At 64.9% G+C, this 16,683-nt stretch carries 15 protein-coding genes and 1 pseudogene; 2 read left to right on the forward strand and 14 right to left on the reverse strand.

The annotated features are described in order from the left end of the window. Positions 1–21 precede the first annotated feature (21 nt). The 12 genes and pseudogenes from phoU to A5906_RS43645 all read right to left on the reverse strand — a co-directional run. The gene (gene phoU / locus A5906_RS01665) at positions 22–738 is read right to left on the reverse strand and encodes a phosphate signaling complex protein PhoU (protein WP_080133536.1); all 717 of its coding nucleotides are present in this window, start codon (positions 736–738) and stop codon (positions 22–24) included. An 11-nt stretch (positions 739–749) separates the two neighbouring features. After that, a complete protein-coding gene (gene pstB, locus A5906_RS01670) occupies positions 750–1,571 on the reverse strand; it encodes a phosphate ABC transporter ATP-binding protein PstB (protein ID WP_080133537.1) in 822 nt (273 codons plus the stop codon). Further along, complete coding sequence (gene pstA / locus A5906_RS01675) at positions 1,568–2,413, reverse strand: phosphate ABC transporter permease PstA (RefSeq protein ID WP_080133538.1); 846 nt, start codon at positions 2,411–2,413, stop codon at positions 1,568–1,570. Before pstA ends, pstB begins: the two co-directional genes overlap by 4 nt. 1 nt (position 2,414) lies before the next feature. Next, on the reverse strand, positions 2,415–3,404 hold the full coding sequence (gene pstC, locus A5906_RS01680; RefSeq protein WP_080133539.1) for a phosphate ABC transporter permease subunit PstC: 990 nt from the start codon (positions 3,402–3,404) through the stop codon (positions 2,415–2,417). Positions 3,405–3,538: 134 nt separating this feature from the next. After that, a complete protein-coding gene (gene pstS, locus A5906_RS01685) occupies positions 3,539–4,552 on the reverse strand; it encodes a phosphate ABC transporter substrate-binding protein PstS (RefSeq protein ID WP_080134012.1) in 1,014 nt (337 codons plus the stop codon). 144 nt (positions 4,553–4,696) lie between these two features. Then, entirely contained in the window at positions 4,697–5,995 is a 1,299-nt protein-coding gene (locus A5906_RS01690) for an ATP-binding protein (protein WP_080133540.1), read from the reverse strand. Between the two features lie 48 nt (positions 5,996–6,043). After that, complete coding sequence (locus tag A5906_RS01695) at positions 6,044–7,099, reverse strand: lysylphosphatidylglycerol synthase domain-containing protein (RefSeq protein ID WP_080133541.1); 1,056 nt, start codon at positions 7,097–7,099, stop codon at positions 6,044–6,046. A gap of 583 nt (positions 7,100–7,682) precedes the next feature. After that, positions 7,683–8,615: a haloalkane dehalogenase gene (locus A5906_RS01700; RefSeq protein WP_080133542.1), complete on the reverse strand. Its 933-nt coding sequence runs from the start codon at positions 8,613–8,615 to the stop codon at positions 7,683–7,685. Next, a complete protein-coding gene (locus A5906_RS01705; protein ID WP_080133543.1) occupies positions 8,612–9,202 on the reverse strand; it encodes a TetR/AcrR family transcriptional regulator in 591 nt (196 codons plus the stop codon). Before A5906_RS01705 ends, A5906_RS01700 begins: the two co-directional genes overlap by 4 nt. A gap of 108 nt (positions 9,203–9,310) precedes the next feature. Beyond that, positions 9,311–9,607: a hypothetical protein gene (locus tag A5906_RS01710; RefSeq protein WP_080133544.1), complete on the reverse strand. Its 297-nt coding sequence runs from the start codon at positions 9,605–9,607 to the stop codon at positions 9,311–9,313. A gap of 2 nt (positions 9,608–9,609) precedes the next feature. Beyond that, positions 9,610–10,724 (reverse strand): OmpA family protein (locus A5906_RS01715; protein ID WP_245326554.1); only part of this gene is annotated, 1,115 nt, incomplete at its 5' end. A 1-nt stretch (position 10,725) separates the two neighbouring features. Continuing rightward, positions 10,726–10,984: pseudogene (locus tag A5906_RS43645) on the reverse strand (OmpA family protein); the annotation flags it as partial. Between the two features lie 166 nt (positions 10,985–11,150). Here A5906_RS43645 and A5906_RS01720 point away from each other — a divergent pair. Both A5906_RS01720 and A5906_RS01725 read left to right on the forward strand, forming a co-directional pair. Continuing rightward, positions 11,151–12,209 (forward strand): polysaccharide deacetylase family protein, encoded by a 1,059-nt coding sequence (locus A5906_RS01720; RefSeq protein WP_080133545.1) that lies wholly within the window; start codon positions 11,151–11,153, stop codon positions 12,207–12,209. Positions 12,210–12,340: 131 nt separating this feature from the next. After that, positions 12,341–13,141, forward strand: a complete 801-nt coding sequence (locus A5906_RS01725; protein ID WP_080133546.1) for an SDR family NAD(P)-dependent oxidoreductase — start codon at positions 12,341–12,343, stop codon at positions 13,139–13,141. A gap of 139 nt (positions 13,142–13,280) precedes the next feature. On the opposite strand, the gene boxB is transcribed toward A5906_RS01725, so the two are convergent. Further along, entirely contained in the window at positions 13,281–14,732 is a 1,452-nt protein-coding gene (gene boxB / locus A5906_RS01730; RefSeq protein ID WP_080133547.1) for a benzoyl-CoA 2,3-epoxidase subunit BoxB, read from the reverse strand. Between the two features lie 146 nt (positions 14,733–14,878). Beyond that, positions 14,879–16,567: a 2,3-epoxybenzoyl-CoA dihydrolase gene (gene boxC / locus A5906_RS01735; RefSeq protein ID WP_080133548.1), complete on the reverse strand. Its 1,689-nt coding sequence runs from the start codon at positions 16,565–16,567 to the stop codon at positions 14,879–14,881. Positions 16,568–16,683: the final 116 nt, after the last annotated feature.

Genomic DNA, 16,683 nt, shown 5'->3' on the forward strand with positions numbered 1-16,683 from the left:
GTGTCGTCGCTCCTTAAGTCTTCAGGTATTCGGAACCGTCGTGGCGAAGGTCGTCATGTCGCCCTTCGGCCGCTTGTCTGTGATCGCCTGGCCCTCGATCATGTAGAACACGGTCTCGGCGATGTTGGTGGCGTGGTCGCCGATCCGCTCGATGTTCTTGGCGCAGAACATCAGATGGATGCAGAACGAGATGTTGCGCGGATCCTCCATCATGTAGGTGAGGAGCTCGCGGAATAGCGAGGTGCAGATGGCGTCGACTTCCTCGTCGCCCTTCCACACAGCCATCGCCGCCGGCAGATCGTGCGCGGCATAGGCGTCCAGCACCGACTTGACCTGCTGCTGCACGAGGTCGGTCATGTGTTCCAGGCCGCGGAACAGCTTGAGCGGATGGAAATCGGTCTCCAGCGCGGCGACGCGCTTGCCCATGTTCTTGGCGAGGTCGCCGATGCGCTCGAGATCGGTCGCAACGCGCATGGCGCCGACGATCTCGCGCAGGTCGACCGCCATCGGCTGGCGGCGGGCGATGGTGAGCACGGCGCGCTCCTCGATCTTCTTCTGCAGCGCGTCGAGCTCGGCGTCGGTGGTGACGACGCGCTGGCCGAGCGCGACGTCGCGGCGGATCAGCGCGTCGACGGAATCGACGATCATGCGCTCGGCGATGCCGCCCATCTCGGCGACCAGGCGGGTGAGCTCCTGAAGGTCGGTATCGAAGGCTTTTGCAGTATGTTCAGAACCCATGTCCTGTCTCCTCAGCCGAACCGGCCGGTGATGTAATCCTGCGTGCGCCGATCGCTCGGCGACGTGAAGATCTTGCTGGTGTCGTCGAACTCGATCAGCTCGCCGAGATACATGAAGGCGGTCTTGTCGGAGACGCGCGCCGCCTGTTGCATGTTGTGGGTGACGATCGCGATCGTGTAGTTCTCGGACAGCTCCTGGATCAGCTCTTCGACCTTGGCGGTCGAGATCGGGTCGAGGGCCGAGCAGGGCTCGTCGAACAAGATCACCTCAGGGCGCACCGCGACGGTGCGGGCGATGCAGAGGCGCTGCTGCTGGCCGCCGGAGAGCGACAGACCGGAGGCGTTGAGCTTGTCCTTGACCTCGTTCCACAGCGCGCCGCCGCGCAGTGCCTTCTCGACGCGGTCGTCCATCTCGGACTTCGAGATCTTCTCGTAGAGGCGGATGCCGAAGGCGATGTTCTCGTAGATCGTCATCGGGAACGGCGTCGGCTTCTGGAACACCATGCCGACGCGGGCGCGCAGCAGGTTGAGGTCCAGCTTGGGATCGAGGATGTTGGTCTGGTCGAGCATCAGCTGACCGGTGACGCGCTGGCCCGGATAGAGGTCGTACATCCGGTTGAAGATGCGCAGCAGCGTGGACTTGCCGCAACCCGACGGGCCGATGAACGCGGTGACGCGGTTGGTGCCCAGCGTCAGGTTGATGTTCTTCAGCGCGTGGTGCTCGCCGTAATAGAAGTTGAGGTTGCGCACCGTCACCTTGGCGGGGGCTTCCGGCAACGGCTGCTGCGAGGCGAGATGGGCGTTGGAACTCACGGATACGGAAAGGTCGGTCATTTTGCAGTCCTCTCGGCGCCGAGGATGCGCGCGCCAATGTTCAGGGCAAGCACGGTGATCGTGATCAGCAGCGCGCCGCTCCAGGCGAGCTGCTTCCAGTAGGCGTAGGGGCTCTGCACGAAATTGTTGATGGTGACCGGCAGGTTCGCCATCGTCTTGTTCAGGCCGAGGCTGAAGAACTGGTTCGACAGCGCGGTGAAGAGCAGCGGCGCGGTCTCGCCGGCGACGCGGGCGGTGGCGAGCAGCACGCCGGTGATGAGACCTGAGCGTGCCGCACGATAGGCGATGCGCTTGATCACCAGCGAGCGCGGCAGACCGAGCGCGGAGGCCGCCTCGCGCAGCGCGTTCGGCACCAGCAGCAGCATGTCCTCGGTCGTGCGCAGCACCACCGGGATGACGATGACGGCGAGCGCGAGCGCCCCCGCAATCGCCGAGAAGCCGCGCATCGGCACCACCACCGCGCCGTAGATGAACAGGCCGATGATGATCGAGGGCGCCGAGAGCAGGATGTCGTTGATGAAGCGGATCACCGAGGTCAGCTTGTCGTTGCGGCCGTATTCGGCGAGATAGGTGCCGGCGAACAGGCCTAGCGGCGCGCCGATGCCGACGCCGAGCACGGTCATGATGATCGAGCCGACGATCGCGTTGCGCAGGCCGCCTTCGCTCGAGCCCGGAGGCGGCGTGTCCGCGACGAAGATCTGCAGGTTCAGACCGGCGATGCCGTTGTAGAGCAGCGTGATCAGGATCAGCGCGAGCCAGGTGACGCCGAAGGCGGCGGCGCCGATGCAGAGCCCGCGGATGACGATGTCCTTGCGGCGCCGGCGTGCGTAAATCGGGTTCATGTCACTTCCCCGCCTTCTTTTCCAGACGCAGCAGCATCAGCCGTGCGCCTGCGAGCACGAAGAACGTCAGCACGAACAGCAGGAGGCCGAGCAGGATCAGGCCGGACTGGTGCAGGCCGTCGCTCTCGGCGAACTCGGATGCGATCGCCGCCGAGATCGTGGTGCCGGGCGCGAAGATCGACGAGGAGATCCGGAACGAGTTGCCGATGATGAAAGTCACCGCCATGGTCTCGCCGAGCGCGCGGCCCAGCGCCAGCATGACGCCGCCGATGATGCCGACGCGGGTGTAGGGGATCACCACGCTGCGCACGACTTCCCAGGTGGTGCAGCCGACGCCGTAGGCCGCCTCCTTCAGCACCGGGGGCACCGTCTTGAACACGTCGACCGAAATCGAGGTGATGAAGGGCAACACCATGATGGCGAGGATCAGCGCGGCGTTGAACAGGCTGAGATAAGACGGCGGGCCGGCGAAGATCGCACCGAGCACGGGCACGCCGTCGAAGATCTTGATCATGAAGGGCTGGAAGGTGTTGGCCAGGAACGGGCCCAGCACGAAGAAGCCCCACATACCGTAGATGATCGAGGGGATGCCGGCGAGCAGTTCGACCGCCATGCCGATCGGGCGGCGCAGCCATTGCGGGCAGAGCTCGGTGAGGAAGATCGCAATGCCGAGACCGACCGGGATGGCGATCAGCATCGCGATGAAGGAGGTGACCAGCGTGCCGTACATCGGCCCGAGCGCGCCCAGCACGGGCGGATCGGCCGACGGCGCCCAGCGCTGCGTCCACAGGAAGGAGAGGCCGTACGCCTTCATCGCCGGGAAGGCGCCGACGATCAGCGAGATGATGATGCCGCCGAGGATGAGCAGCACCGAGATCGCGGACAGCCGCGTGATCCAGTAGAAGGTGAGATCGCCGAGCTTGAACGCGCTCAAGGCCTTGGCGCGATCATACGGTCCGGCGGCATCTATTACGTTGCTCTCGACAGCCATCTCAGCCACGCCGATCCCCTGTACCCGTTATTTATATACGCTTGTTGTTGGTGGCGCGCTCCGGATGCGGCGTGCGGCCGATCCGGAGCGGAAGTCTTGGATCGTCCCGGCATCAGGACCGGGCCAGGAGCGCCTTAGCTCTTGATCTCGGCAGCCCAGGTCTTCTCGATCAGGGTCACGACGCCCTCGGGCATCGGGATGTAGTCGAGCTCCTCAGCCGCCTTGCCGCCGTTCTTGAACGCCCAGCGGAAGAACTTGATGGCTTCCTGCGAGGCCGCCTTGTCGGTGGCTTCCTTGTGCATGAGGATGAAGGTCGCCGCGGTGATCGGCCAGGACTTGTCGCCGGGCTGGTCGGTCAGGATGACGTAGTAGCCGGGAGCCTTGGCCCAGTCGGCGTTGGAAGCGGCCGCCTGGAAGGCTTCGACGGTGGGCTGCACCGGCTTGCCGGCCTTGTTGACGAGACCGGTGTAGGTCAGCTTGTTCTGCTTGGCATAGGCGTACTCGACATAGCCGATCGAGTTCTTGGTCTGGCTGATGTTGCCCGACACGCCTTCATTGCCCTTGGCGCCGACGCCGACCGGCCACTCGACGGCCGTGCCTTCGCCGACTTTGCTCTTCCAATCGGCGCTGGCCTTGGAGAGGTAGTTGGTGAAGTTGAAGGTGGTGCCCGAACCGTCCGAGCGGCGGACCACGGTGATTGCGTCCGACGGCAGCTTCACGTTCGGATTGAGCTTCTTGATCGCGGTGTCGTCCCACTTTGTGATCTTGCCGAGATAGATGCTGGCCAGGGTTTCGCCGTCGAACACCAGCTCGCCCGGCTTCACGCCCTCGATGTTGACGACGGGGACGATGGCGCCCATCACCATCGGCCACTGGACGAGGCCGTCCTTCTCGAGTTGCTCGGCCTTGAGCGGCGCGTCGCTGGCGCCGAAGGTCACGGTCTTGGCCTGGATCTGCTTGATCCCGCCGCCCGAGCCGATCGACTGGTAGTTCAGACCGTTGCCGGTCTCCTTCTTGTAGGCGTCAGCCCATTTGGAATAGATCGGGAACGGGAAGGTCGCGCCGGCGCCCGTGATATCGGCAGCAAAGGCCGCCGTCGTCGTTGCGGCGACCAAGCCGGCAGCGACGATCGTTTTGATGAAATTCATGCTGGTCTCCATACAGGGGAGCGAAGCGCCATCCGCGCCCGATCGCGCTCCCCGCGCCGCCCCTTTAGGAGCAGTCGGCTGTGCTTTTACGAAGGTTTCGTGACAGCTGGATGACACAACCAAGCGGCTGAAATCACTTCGGTTTCAGCTCTGCGCTGAAGTCTTCACCTGGGGAAAACAGGCCGTGAAGGTGGCGCCCTGTTTCGGCACGCTCTCGATCAGAAGTCGGCCGCGATGACGGTTAAGAATATGTTTCACCAGCGATAATCCGAGCCCGGTTCCACCCTGTGAGCGGCTGTCGCCGACATCGACCCGGTAGAAGCGCTCGGTCAGCCGCGGCAGGTGCTCCGGGGCGATGCCGGGGCCGAAATCGCGGACCATGACCCGGATTTCCTGAGTTCCGTCAGTGGCGGCGCTCGAGGTCAGCGACACGATGACGCGTCCGCCCGAGGCACCGTATTTGAGCGCATTCTCGATCAAGTTCTCGAACAGGCGGAGCAGTTCCTCGCGGTCGCCCGCGATCATCACCGGCGGCTCCGGCAGATGGATATCGACCTCGACCTGGCGCTCGCGCGCCAGCGGCTCGAGCCCGTCGGCGACCTGACGGATGATCGGCTGCAGGTCGACCAGGGTGTCGGGCCGGACATGGGCCGACAGCTCGACCCGCGACAGCGACAACAGATCGTCGATCAGGCGCGCCATGCGGCTCGCCTGGTTGTGCATGATGCCGAGGAAACGCTCGCGCGCCCTGGGGTCGTCCTTGGCCTGGCCCTGCAGCGTGTCGATGAAGCCCGAGAGCGCGGCGAGCGGTGTGCGAAGCTCGTGGCTGGCATTGGCGACGAAGTCGGCGCGCATCTCCTCGACCCGGCGCAGCGGCGTCTGGTCGTGGAACGTCATCAGCATGCATTTGTCGGCGCCACCGAACGAGGTCGGCACCGGCACCGGCGTGATGATCAGCTCCATCCAGCGATCGACCGGGACATGGTCGAGATAGGTCGCGCGGCGCGGCTCCGTGGTCGCGATCGACTCGCGCAGCGCCGTGATGATCTCCGGCGAGCGCAGCGCGAACTGGGCGAGCTCGTTGCGGCGCAGCGCCGGCGCGAGCTGGGCGGCTGCGGCATTGAGATGGATGACGCGGCCGGCGCGGTCGAGCAGCACGGCCGGATCCGGCATGCCGGCGACGACCGCGGCCACCGCAGCGCTCTCGACCGGATTGATGCGCCGGACATCGTCGCGCGAGGCGGCGGTATCGTGCAGCCGCCAGGGAATCAGCGCCGCGGCGGCGATGCAGAGGAACACGGCGATGGCGTGCAGCGCCGACAATTCGCCGAGCGAGACCACCACCGACAGCGCCAGCGCAGCGGCGATCAGGATGATCGTCGAGTGCCGCAGCCGGTCGGACCAGGGCTGGGCGGCGGGAGAAGAAGGGGCGTCGATCGCCATCGGGGCGGGCTTCTCCTGGAGGGACTTCTTTTAAGGAACTGGCGCCAGTCAGACGCCGCCGTCCCTGCGCTCTCTCACATAGGCGGCTTCCGGCGCCGGGCCGGGGTCGAGCTTGAGCGCCGCCTGCTGCAAGCGCTTCGATCGGGCGCCGATTATAACTTCGCGAAACGTCAGCAAGATTACAGATATGACGAAGGGGGACAGATAATAGAGCACGCGGAACAGGAGCATGCCGCCCAGCAGCTCCTCCCGGTCCATCTGCCAGAGGCCGACCAGCATGGCGGCGTCGAACACGCCGAGGCCCCCGGGCGAGTGGCTGGCAAAGCCGAGCAGGGTGGCCGACACGAAGATCACCGCGACCACGACAAAGCCGAGATTGGGTTCGTCCGGGACCAGCACATACATAGCCAGCGCGCAGAAGCCGAGGTCGATGATGCCGATCGCGATCTGGAGCAGCGTCAACGGTCCGCCCGGCAGCACCACAGTCCAGGGCCCGCGGCCGACCACGCGCGGCTGGGTCCAGACCCAGACCACATAGCCGACCAGCGCCACGATGATCATCAGCGCCAGCGTCCGGTTCAGCCAGGGCGGCAACTGGTCGATCGAAGCCGCGGCCTCCGGATGATAGGCGATGCCGAGGCCGAGCACGGCGGCATTGCCGAGCCAGAAGGTCAGGCCGGCGAGGAAACAGATTTTTGCGACGTCGATCGCGTTCAGGCCGTAGGCCGAATAGATGCGATAGCGCACCGCGCCGCCGGTGAAGACGCTGGCGCCGACATTGTGGCCGATCGAATAGCTGGTGAAGGCGGCAAGCGCGTTGATGCGGTAGGGCACATGGGCATGGCCGATCGCGCGCGTGGCGAACAGGTCGTAGAAGGTCAGGGTGAAATAGCCCGCGGCGACGAACAGCGCGGCCATCGCAATCTGGCTCGGCTCGGTGCTCTTGATCGCTTCGAGGACCTCGTTGACATCGATGCCGCGCAGCATGTGATAGAGCACATAACAAGCGATGCCGATGACCGCGACGCTGATCACAACTCCAAGCTTATGCAGGATTTGCTTCTGGCGCAGAAACGTCATCGCCCTGCGTATGGCTTCCAGCATCTAGACCTCGAACAACGCTTCAGCGGCCAGGACGGCCGGCGAACAGGCGAACGACACACTGGCACGCGACGGCCCCTCACCGCCGGCTCCGGCATCACCCACGCCCCCCGTCTCTCCACTAGCGCGTTTTGGCGCGGAGTGGAATTCGGCAATTCGAACAAAAACACGTGCCTTCAATGTTTTAGGCAGGTTGCGGGCTCCGGATGCACGATTTGGCGCTTTCGGCGGCAAGGCCTGACGCGAATCTCCGTGGTGATCCTGCGCAGTCGGCATGAAGGTTTGATGATTTCGGCCGCACAATGTTCCGTCACGCCTTAAGCCGAAATCAATCTATGGGCCGCGCCGGCCTGTTGAAAGAGGGGGAGATCCCGGAGCTTCGTTGACGGATTTCGCCTGTGCCGAAAGGCCGCGGTGCAGCAGCGACCTTTCGGAGCGTTCCGGATCAGTGCCGCGCTGCGGCAACGGCGGCCACGATTTCGTCGGTACCGGGAAAGTGCCTTGCGGCAGGCGGCAACCAACAATGCCGTTACCGACCTTGGCCTGGAATACCCGCCCTTGCCGGGTACACTCCATTACGGCCGCGTCAGGCCGCAAGCTGTGGGCGCGCAGCCTCGATGCCGGCGATCCAGCCCGCGACAGAGCGGCCGATCGCCTCGGGGTGATCCTCCTGGAGGTAGTGCAGCCCGGGTCCGAGATGAACATGCGCACAATGCTTCAGCGAGCTGGCGAACTGCCCGGCGAATTCCGGCGCGACGAGTGCACCGGGCGCGCCCGAGAACAGCAGCTTCGGATAAGACGATGCAGCGAGCGCGGCATGTGCGGATTGCAGCGTCTCGTAGACGTCGGCAGGCTCGCCCTCGATCGGCAGTTCGCGGGGAAAGGCGAGGACGGGACGGCGACTCGCCGGCGTCGGGAACGGCGCGCGATACGGCGCCATCTCGTCGTCGCTGAGCTTGCGCACGATGCCGCCGGGCAGCACGCGTTCGACGAATGCGTTGGCCTCGAGGATCATGGCCTCGCCCTCGCCCGGCGTCCTGAACTTGCGGAATACGGCCCTCGCCGCCTCGGCGTGGTCCTGTTCCTCCGCGACCTCAGTGTGGTGAAAGTCCTGCCAGGTCGGCATCGGCCGGATGAACTCCATGAAAGCAAGTCCGCGCACGAAGTCCGGCCGGCGCGCGGCGAGATGAAATGCGAGCGCGGTGCCCCAGTCCTGCGCGACGAGATAGGCCGAGGAGATGCCGAGCTCGTCGATCAGCGCATCGAGATAGCGGGCGTGATCGAAGAAGCGATAGGCCATATCGGGCTTGCCGGACTGACCGAAGCCGATCAGGTCGGGCGCGACGCAACGCGCGAGCGGTGACACCAGCGGCAGGATGTTGCGCCAGATGTGCGAGGACGTCGGATTGCCGTGCAGGAATAGCGCTATCGGCGCATCTTTTGCGCCCGCCTCGCGATAGGCCATATTGCTTCCCAGGACTGATGCGGTTCGGATTGCGATTTCGGCCGGCTTGGTCATGTCATCTCCTTGAACACGGTTTTGAAGGCGATGGTCTTGAAGCGTTCGAGCGCGTCGGGATTTCGCTCGACCTTCATGCGCAGGATCGCGCCCTGCCACGACGTGAGCAGGAAGTCGGCGAGCTCCTCGGGCTCGAAGTCGGACGCGATCTCGCCGCGTGTCTGCGCTTCGGCGATGCAGGCGGCAAAGGGCACGCGCCACTCCGCAAAGATTTCCGTGAGACGCACGCGCAGTAGCTCGCTGCTGCCTGATGCCTCCAGGCTGAGATCTCCGATCAGGCAGCCGCGGGCATAGCCATCGGCCTCAAGACGGCCGGTGATGATGTCGAGGTAGCGCCGCAGCCGCGCGCGCGGCGTCAGCGAGGTGTCCTCGAGCGCCTCGGCGACCAGCCCCCGTGTGACGTCGAAATAGCGGTCGAGCACCTCCGAGGCGAACGCCTCCTTGGAACGGAAATGGTTGGTGAAGGACCCCTGCGGCGCGCCCGCAGCAGCGGTGACGTCGCGCACGCTGGTGCCGTGATAACCGGTCCGGAACATGACCTTGAGGCCGGCATCGAGGATAGCGTCTTTGAGTGAGGGCTTTGGCATGCCGCATATAATACGTACGTACGTATTAAAGTCAAGCGTAAAGTCGTTCTCCCCGGAATTTGGCTCCAATCGGCCTCTACGCGATGTCGATGCGGGCGAGCTGGCGCCTCAGCCGGGCGGCGTGCTGCGCGAGACCACCCGGTCGCGCAGCCAGGCGCCGATGGTGCAGCCGACCAGATAGCAGGCGAACATGATCAGGCCGAGGTCGAGCCAGTAGCCGAAGCGGCCGGGGACCACATGCGCGAGCGAGGCCGCGACCAGTCCCGCAGCGAGCAAAGCGAGCCAGCGCGCGGTGACCTTCGAGGTGCCGTTGCCGCGCTGGACCACTGAAATCCAGCCCATGCAGAAGCCCAGCAGCACCGAACCAATCAGCCAGCCCATATGGAACGAGACGAGATAGGGCATCGTCACCTCACCAGAAATTCGATGCGGCGGTTCTGCGCCTTGCCGTCGTCGGTGTCGTTGCCGGCGACGGGCTGCGTCGCACCATAACCGACCGCGCTGAAGCGGCTGGCGGGCAGGCCAGCCTTGACCAGGTAGTCGATCACCGCCTGCGCCCGCTTCTCGGAGAGCGCCTGGTTGAAGGAATCCTCACCGTCGGCATCGGTATGACCTGCAACCTCGATATTGGCATTGGGGCAGCGCAGCGCCGTCTCGATCAGATGGTCGAGGATGCCGGCGGAGTCCGGATCGATGTCGGCGCGCTTGGTGGCGAAGCGGATCTTACCCTTGCCGAGCAGCTCGGAGAACAATTGCTGGCAGACCGTGCCGTCAACCGGCCCCGCCGCCGGCTTCACCGTGATCTCCGGCTTGTATTGCCAGGTCTTTGGAAAATCCTTGCCGAGGCCGGCGCGGATATCGTTGGCGGCACCTTCGTAGAGCGCATCGCCCGACAGCTTCACCTCACGGTCGGACACCACGAGCGTGCCGGTCGACAGCCGCGACAGCGCCCCGAGCGCCGCGACCACGGCGGGGTTGAACGAGGCCGGCGCGCCGATACTGGCCTTGAGGCTGTCGACGATCTTCTCGCCGAAGAACTTTCGCGAGGCGCTGGTGGCGATCGCCGCGTGCACGTTGTTGTCAGGTACGTAGCCGGTCAGCGTCACTGTCGCGGCCACCGGATCCTTGTAGGCCTGGAAGATGTAGGGCGGCGCCTTGATCTCGTTGGCGGCGATCGAGAACCCCTCGGGCAGATTCTTCAGCGCGGATGCGATCGCTTCGCGACCTCCAAGCTCACGCGCCATGCCCGACAGATTGACCTTGGTGTCCGATATCGTGATCTTGCCGTCCTTGAGCTTGCCGATCTGGTCGAGCAGCAGCATCGCAGCGGCCTCGAAGCGCGGCGGCGCGCCACGCGCAAGACCCATCTGATCGGCCACCTCGACGCCGCCGACCTCCTTGCGCGCCGCCTCGGTCAGGCGGGCCTTCATCGACGGCAGAGGGGCGGACCCCGACAGCGTCACCCGCACCACGTCGCGCTCGGCATTCCAGACGAAGGGTTTTGCCTCGGGAACGAGGCGGGNCGCCGGGAACGAGTTCGACCGCCATCACCGCGTCGCGGCGGCCCTCCTCGGAAAAGGCGTCCGCGGCCAGACTGACGTCGCGGCCGTCCACCGCGATCCGGGTCTTGTCCAGAACGGTATCCTTCAGCGCCGCCGAGCTGCGGGCGGACAAATCGGCCTCGACCGGCAAGGTGTTATTCCAGGCCGCAAATCCCCACATGACGGCCAGGGGGATGAGCCCCGGCCACCATTTGCTGGCCCACGTGAAAAGCTTCTGCATTCGACGACCCGAACTCTGGAACCGGAGACAAAACAAACCCTTGGCGGGCTGTCAAACCGGAAATCGTGCCCTTCCGGGGGCGCTGCGTGGACAATTGGAATAACTTTTTCTTCAAGGGTCGGTCCGTAAATTGAGGGCGGAATGCCCGGGGGTCCGCCAGCCTGCAATGAAACAACTCCGCAACAACGTCATCCGCGCCGGGCTGGGGGCGCTCTACTTCAGTGGTGCGCACCATCTGCTGCGCCCGCTGCTGGCGGGCGTCGGCGCCATTTTCATGCTGCACCACGTGCGGCCGGCCCGCGAGGATGCGTTCCAGCCGAACCGGCACCTCGAAGTCACCCCCGAGTTCCTCCGTGCGACGCTGAGCCATCTGCGCTCGCGCGACATCGACATCGTCAGCATGGACGAGCTGCACGAGCGGCTGGTGCGGGGCCGGTTCGACCGCCGCTTCGCCGCCTTCACGCTCGACGACGGCTATCGCGACAATCTCGAGCATGCGCTGCCGGTACTGCGCGAATTTGACGCGCCTCTGACCGTCTATGTCGCCAGCGATTTCGCGGAAGGCACCGGACGGCTGTGGTGGACCGCACTGGAGGCCGTGATCGCCAGGGCCGAGCAGATCGAGGTGCAGATCGGCCAATCCGCGCTGCGACTCGATGCGACGACGCCGGCCGCGAAGCAGGCGACGTTCGACCGCCTGCATGACTGGCTGCGCGCGCTGCCCGGCGAGCATGACCTGATGCGCGAGATCACGACGCTCTGCACCCGACATGGCGTCGACATGGAAGCGCTGTGCCGCAGCCTCTGCCTGTCCTGGGACGGCGTGAAGCAGCTGGCCGCCGATCCGCTTGTCACGATCGGCGCGCACTCCATCAGCCATTGCAATCTCGCCAAGCAGAGCGAGCAGATCGCCGCGCAGGAGATGGCGGTGAGCCGCGCGCGGATCGAGCAAGCGCTGGGGCGCCCCGTGCTGCACTTCGCCTATCCCTATGGCGACCGCGACGCGGCGGGCGAGCGTGAATTCACCATTGCCGCCTCGGCCGGCTTCAAGACCGCGGTGACGACGCGGCCCGGCATGCTGTTCGCCGAGAACGCCGGCCACATGACCGCCCTGCCGCGCGTCTCACTCAACGGCAACTACCAGGACACGCGGATTTTGCCGGTGCTGACCTCGGGCGCGGCGACGGCGATGTGGAACGGCTTTCGAAGGATCGCTGCGGCGTAGGCCTTAAACATCGTCCCGGCGAAAGCCGGGACGACACTGAGTTGGTTGAACGGCTATCGCACCACACGCTCGCCCTTCCTTGACTCCCCTCCCCGCCCCGCCCACAACGGGCGCCAACCAAGGGAGGCACCATGTTCAACGATCTGTTCTCGCTCAAGGGCCGCATCGCGCTCGTGACGGGCGGCTCGCGCGGAATCGGCAAGATGATCGCGGCGGGATTCCTCAGCGCCGGAGCTGCGAAGGTCTACATTACCGCGCGCAAGGCCGGCCCGTGCGAGGCGACCGCGCAGGAGCTCACCGCGCAATATGACGGCGAATGCATCGCGCTGCCGATCGACATCTCCACCGTCGAAGGGTGCAACCGGCTCGCCGGCGAGATCATCAAGCTGGAGCCGAAGCTCGACATCCTCGTCAACAATGCCGGCGCGGCCTGGGGCGCGGAGTTCGACGAATTCCCGGAGAGCGGCTGGGACAAGGTGATGGACCTCAACGTCAAGTCGCTGTTCTTCCTGACCAAGGCGCTGGCAAAGCCGCTCCGCACGGCAGCCAGCGCGGAACGGCCCGCGAAGGTGATCAACATCGCCTCCGTCGACGGCATCTTCGTCAATCCGAGCGAGACCTATTCCTACGCCGCCAGCAAGGCCGCCGTGATCCATCTGACGCGGCGCATGGCGACGAAGCTGATCAAGGACAACATCAACGTCACCGCGATCGCGCCGGGCGCGTTCAAGTCCGACATGAACCGCGCCGCGCGCGACCACGCTGACGAGGTCGCCAAGCGCATTCCGGCACGGCGGATCGGCGCCGAGGAGGATATGGCCGGTGTGGCGATCTATCTCGCCTCGCGTGCCGGCGATTACGTGGTCGGCAACACCATCGCCGTCGATGGAGGCGTTGTGTATGCGAATGCGGGATTGGAGATTGCGGGGTAGCTGAACGGGTGGCCAGGAGAGCGAGCGCGCTGGTTGATAGACGCGACGCCCTCGCCTCTTATTCAGCGTCGTCCCGGGCAAGCGAGCAAAGCGTGCGCAGATCCGGGACGACAGGGAGTATGAGGCGCCGCCGCAGCCCTTACGACTCGATCTTGACGTACTCGAAATCGCCCGGCTTGTTGTCGATGCCGACCTTGGGCGGCGAGATCCAGGAGGCGAACTGGCCGACCTCGGTAACGGGCTGCATCAGCGAGGTGATGAAGTCGCCGTCACTGGCCGAGGGCAGCCACTCGTCCTTGCGCTTCGCCCAGGTGGCGTCGTCGATCAAAATGCCGTCGGGTGTCGCATGGACGTCCTTGAACTCGCCGATGTGGCGGTGGAAGGCGACGTTGGGCAAGGTCAGCTTGAAGTCGTAGCCCGCGGTCGAGATCACCTTGTTCCAGCGTAGCATGCCCTTGACGCAATCCTGGCTGTAGTCGTCGCGCAGGCGCATGTTGAGCGCGGTCAGCGCCGGCTCGTCAACCAGCTTGATCTCGCCGTTGACGAACTTGAGCACCGGATAGGTGGCGTTCTTGAGCTGGTGATCGTCCTCGATCTGGGTCTCGTGATAGCGGCCCTTGATGCCGGCGTTGAAGGCGTTGGCCGCGTTGGTCGAGACCTCCGAGCCGAACAGGTCGAGCGACAGCGTGTAGTGCAGGTTCAGTTTCTTCTGGATGGTCGGAAGATCGATCACGCCGAGCGCGCGGACCTTCGCGATGTCGGTGGGATCGGTGATGCCGGCCGCCTTCATCGCATCGCAGGTGCGCTGGACGACGCGGGTGATGCCGGTCTCGCCGACGAACATGTGGTGCGCTTCTTCCGTCAGCATGAAGCGGCAGGTGCGCGACAAGGGATCGAAGCCCGACTGCGCCAGCGAATGCAGCTGCATCTTGCCGTCGCGGTCGGTGAAATAGGTGAACATGAAGAAGGACAGCCAGTCCGGCGTCGCCTCGTTGAAGGCGCCCAGCATGCGCGGCGCGTCGGCATCTCCGGAGCGGCGGCGCAGCAGATCGTCGGCCTCTTCACGTCCGTCACGACCAAAGTATTTCTGCAGCAGATAGACCATCGCCCAGAGATGACGGCCTTCCTCGACATTGACCTGGAACAGATTGCGCATGTCGTAGAGCGAGGGCGCGGTCTTGCCGAGATGGCGCTGCTGCTCGACGGACGCAGGCTCGGTGTCGCCCTGGATCACGATCAGGCGGCGCAGCATGGCGCGATGCTCGCCCGGCACTTCCTGCCAGGCAGGCTCGCCATAGTGCTCGCCGAACGGAACGACGCGATTTTCCTCCTGGGGAGCGAGAAGAATGCCCCAGCGATATTCGGGCATGCGGACATAGTCGAACTTGGCCCAGCCGCGCGGATCGACGGAATAGGCGGTGCGCAAGTAAACCAGCGATTCCTGGAAACCTTCCGGCCCCATGTCGCTCCACCAGTCCATATAGCCGGGATGCCAGCCTTCCAGCGCCTTGAGCACCTGGCGGTCTTCGGCGAGATTCACGTTGTTGGGAATCTTGGTCGAGTAGTCGACGTTCATGATGTTCATGTTCATGGCCGTGCTCCTTGGTCCGTCTCGTGTCCCGGACGCAGTGCGGCGTGAAGTGCTGCACTGCTGAGCCGGGGCCTATTGCTCGGTCTGTGTGGGTCCCGGTTCTGCGTCGCGCCGCTTCGCGCTGCGCCGCGCCCGGGACACGATAGCTACACCCGCGTCATGTCGAATTTCGGCTTCTGGCCGCTGCCGTAGCGGCGCAGTGCGCCTTCTTCGCCGACCGCGTTCGGGCGCTGGAAGATCCAGTTTTGCCAGGCGGTGAGGCGCGCGAAGATCTTTGACTCCATCGTCTCCGGGCCGACGAAGCGCAGGCTCGCTTCCATGCCGGTGAGACTGTCGGGCGAGAAGCTGGCGCGTTCCTCCAGGAACACGCGAACCTCGTCGTCCCAGTCGATGTCGTCGAGCGCGAAGGTGACGAGGCCGAGCTCCTCGGCCTGCTCGGCGTCAAGCGCAGTGCCGAGCGTTGCTTCCGCGCGCTCCACATCGGACGGATCGGCCTGGAAGCGCGACTCCAATCGCGTCAACCCGTGGCTCATCGGGTAGGGGCCGAAATTCATGGCCGATAATTCGATGGACGGCGGCGGACGGTTGTCGCCCTGACGGGTGCCGATCAGCATGTAGGAGCGGTCGGCGGCGAAGACGAGCTCGGCGAGCGTGCCGGCGAAGCAGGAGCCGGGCTCGACCAGCGTCACCAGCGTACGCGAGGTGACGTCGATGCGCTTGAGCACGCGCTTCCAGTAGTGCCTGATCTCGTTGACCAGCCAATGCGCCTTGTTGGCTTCGAGGAAGGCGTCGTGCGCGAGCACAAGGGCTCGGTCGCCATGGCTCTTGAACACGAGCATCGCGATCTCGAGCTCATTGATGCGCAGGTGCAGGATGGCGTCGTCGAGCTCGCGCGCGACCTGGAGCGGCCAGAACGAAACGCCCTGCGCCATCATGCCATCGATGTCAGCGGGCGGCGCGGCCTCCGGCGCCTTGATCGATATGGTGGCAATGCGCGCAGCGCGGTCGATATCGACGCTGACGAAGCCGTATTGGATACCGGTCTCGCCGATGATGCGCTTGAGCGGCGTCAGCGTAATGCCCTTGCCGCTGCCCTTGCGCTTCGAGGCCGCCGCAAATTCCCTGGCGCGCTCGGCAATCTTGCCTTCCAGCTTCGAGTTCGGCGCGATCTCGTCGACGAGACGCCATTGCACCGCGCGCTTGCCCTTCACGCCCTCCTCGATGGTGCAGAAGAAGTCGGCGTGGTCGCGGCGCACCTTGCGCTTGTCGACGACGCGGGTGAGGCCGCCGGTGCCGGGCAGCACTGCGAGCAAGGGCACTTCGGGCAGCGCGACGGCAGACGCGCCGTCGTCGGCGAGGATGATGTGGTCTGTGGCGAGCGCAAGCTCATAGCCGCCGCCGGCGGCCGAACCGTTCACGACCGTGATGAAGCGCTGGCCGGAATTCTCCGAAGAGTCTTCCATGCCGTTGCGGGTCTCGTTGGTGAACTTGCAGAAGTTCACCTTGTGCGCATGGGTCGAGCCAGCGAGCATGCGGATATTGGCGCCGGCGCAGAACACGCGGTTCTTGGCCGAGCGCATCACCACGACCTTCACTTCAGGGTGCTCGAAGCGCAGGCGCTGGATCGCGTCGGCGAGCTCGATGTCGACGCCGAGATCATAGGAATTGAGCTTGAGCTGGTAGCCCTCGAACAGGCCGCCGTTCTCGTCGACGTCCATGGTCAGCGTCGCGACGTCGCCATCGACCGCGAGCTTCCAGTGCTTGTAGCGGGACGGTTCGGTCTGGAAATCGATGAATGTCGCGCCGCCTGCGAGGCGCCGATCTTCCCCGGCCATGGGCCCACCCTTGAGCTTGGTTATATGGTTCTGGCGTTTACCTTTAGATGCACAATAGTGCATCTTTTGGGGCGCGTCTAGTGCTTAATCGGCGGCACATGCACTTTGTTTCATGG

Source organism: Bradyrhizobium sacchari (assembly GCF_002068095.1).
In the GTDB taxonomy this organism is placed as follows: Bacteria; Pseudomonadota; Alphaproteobacteria; order Rhizobiales; family Xanthobacteraceae; genus Bradyrhizobium; species Bradyrhizobium sacchari.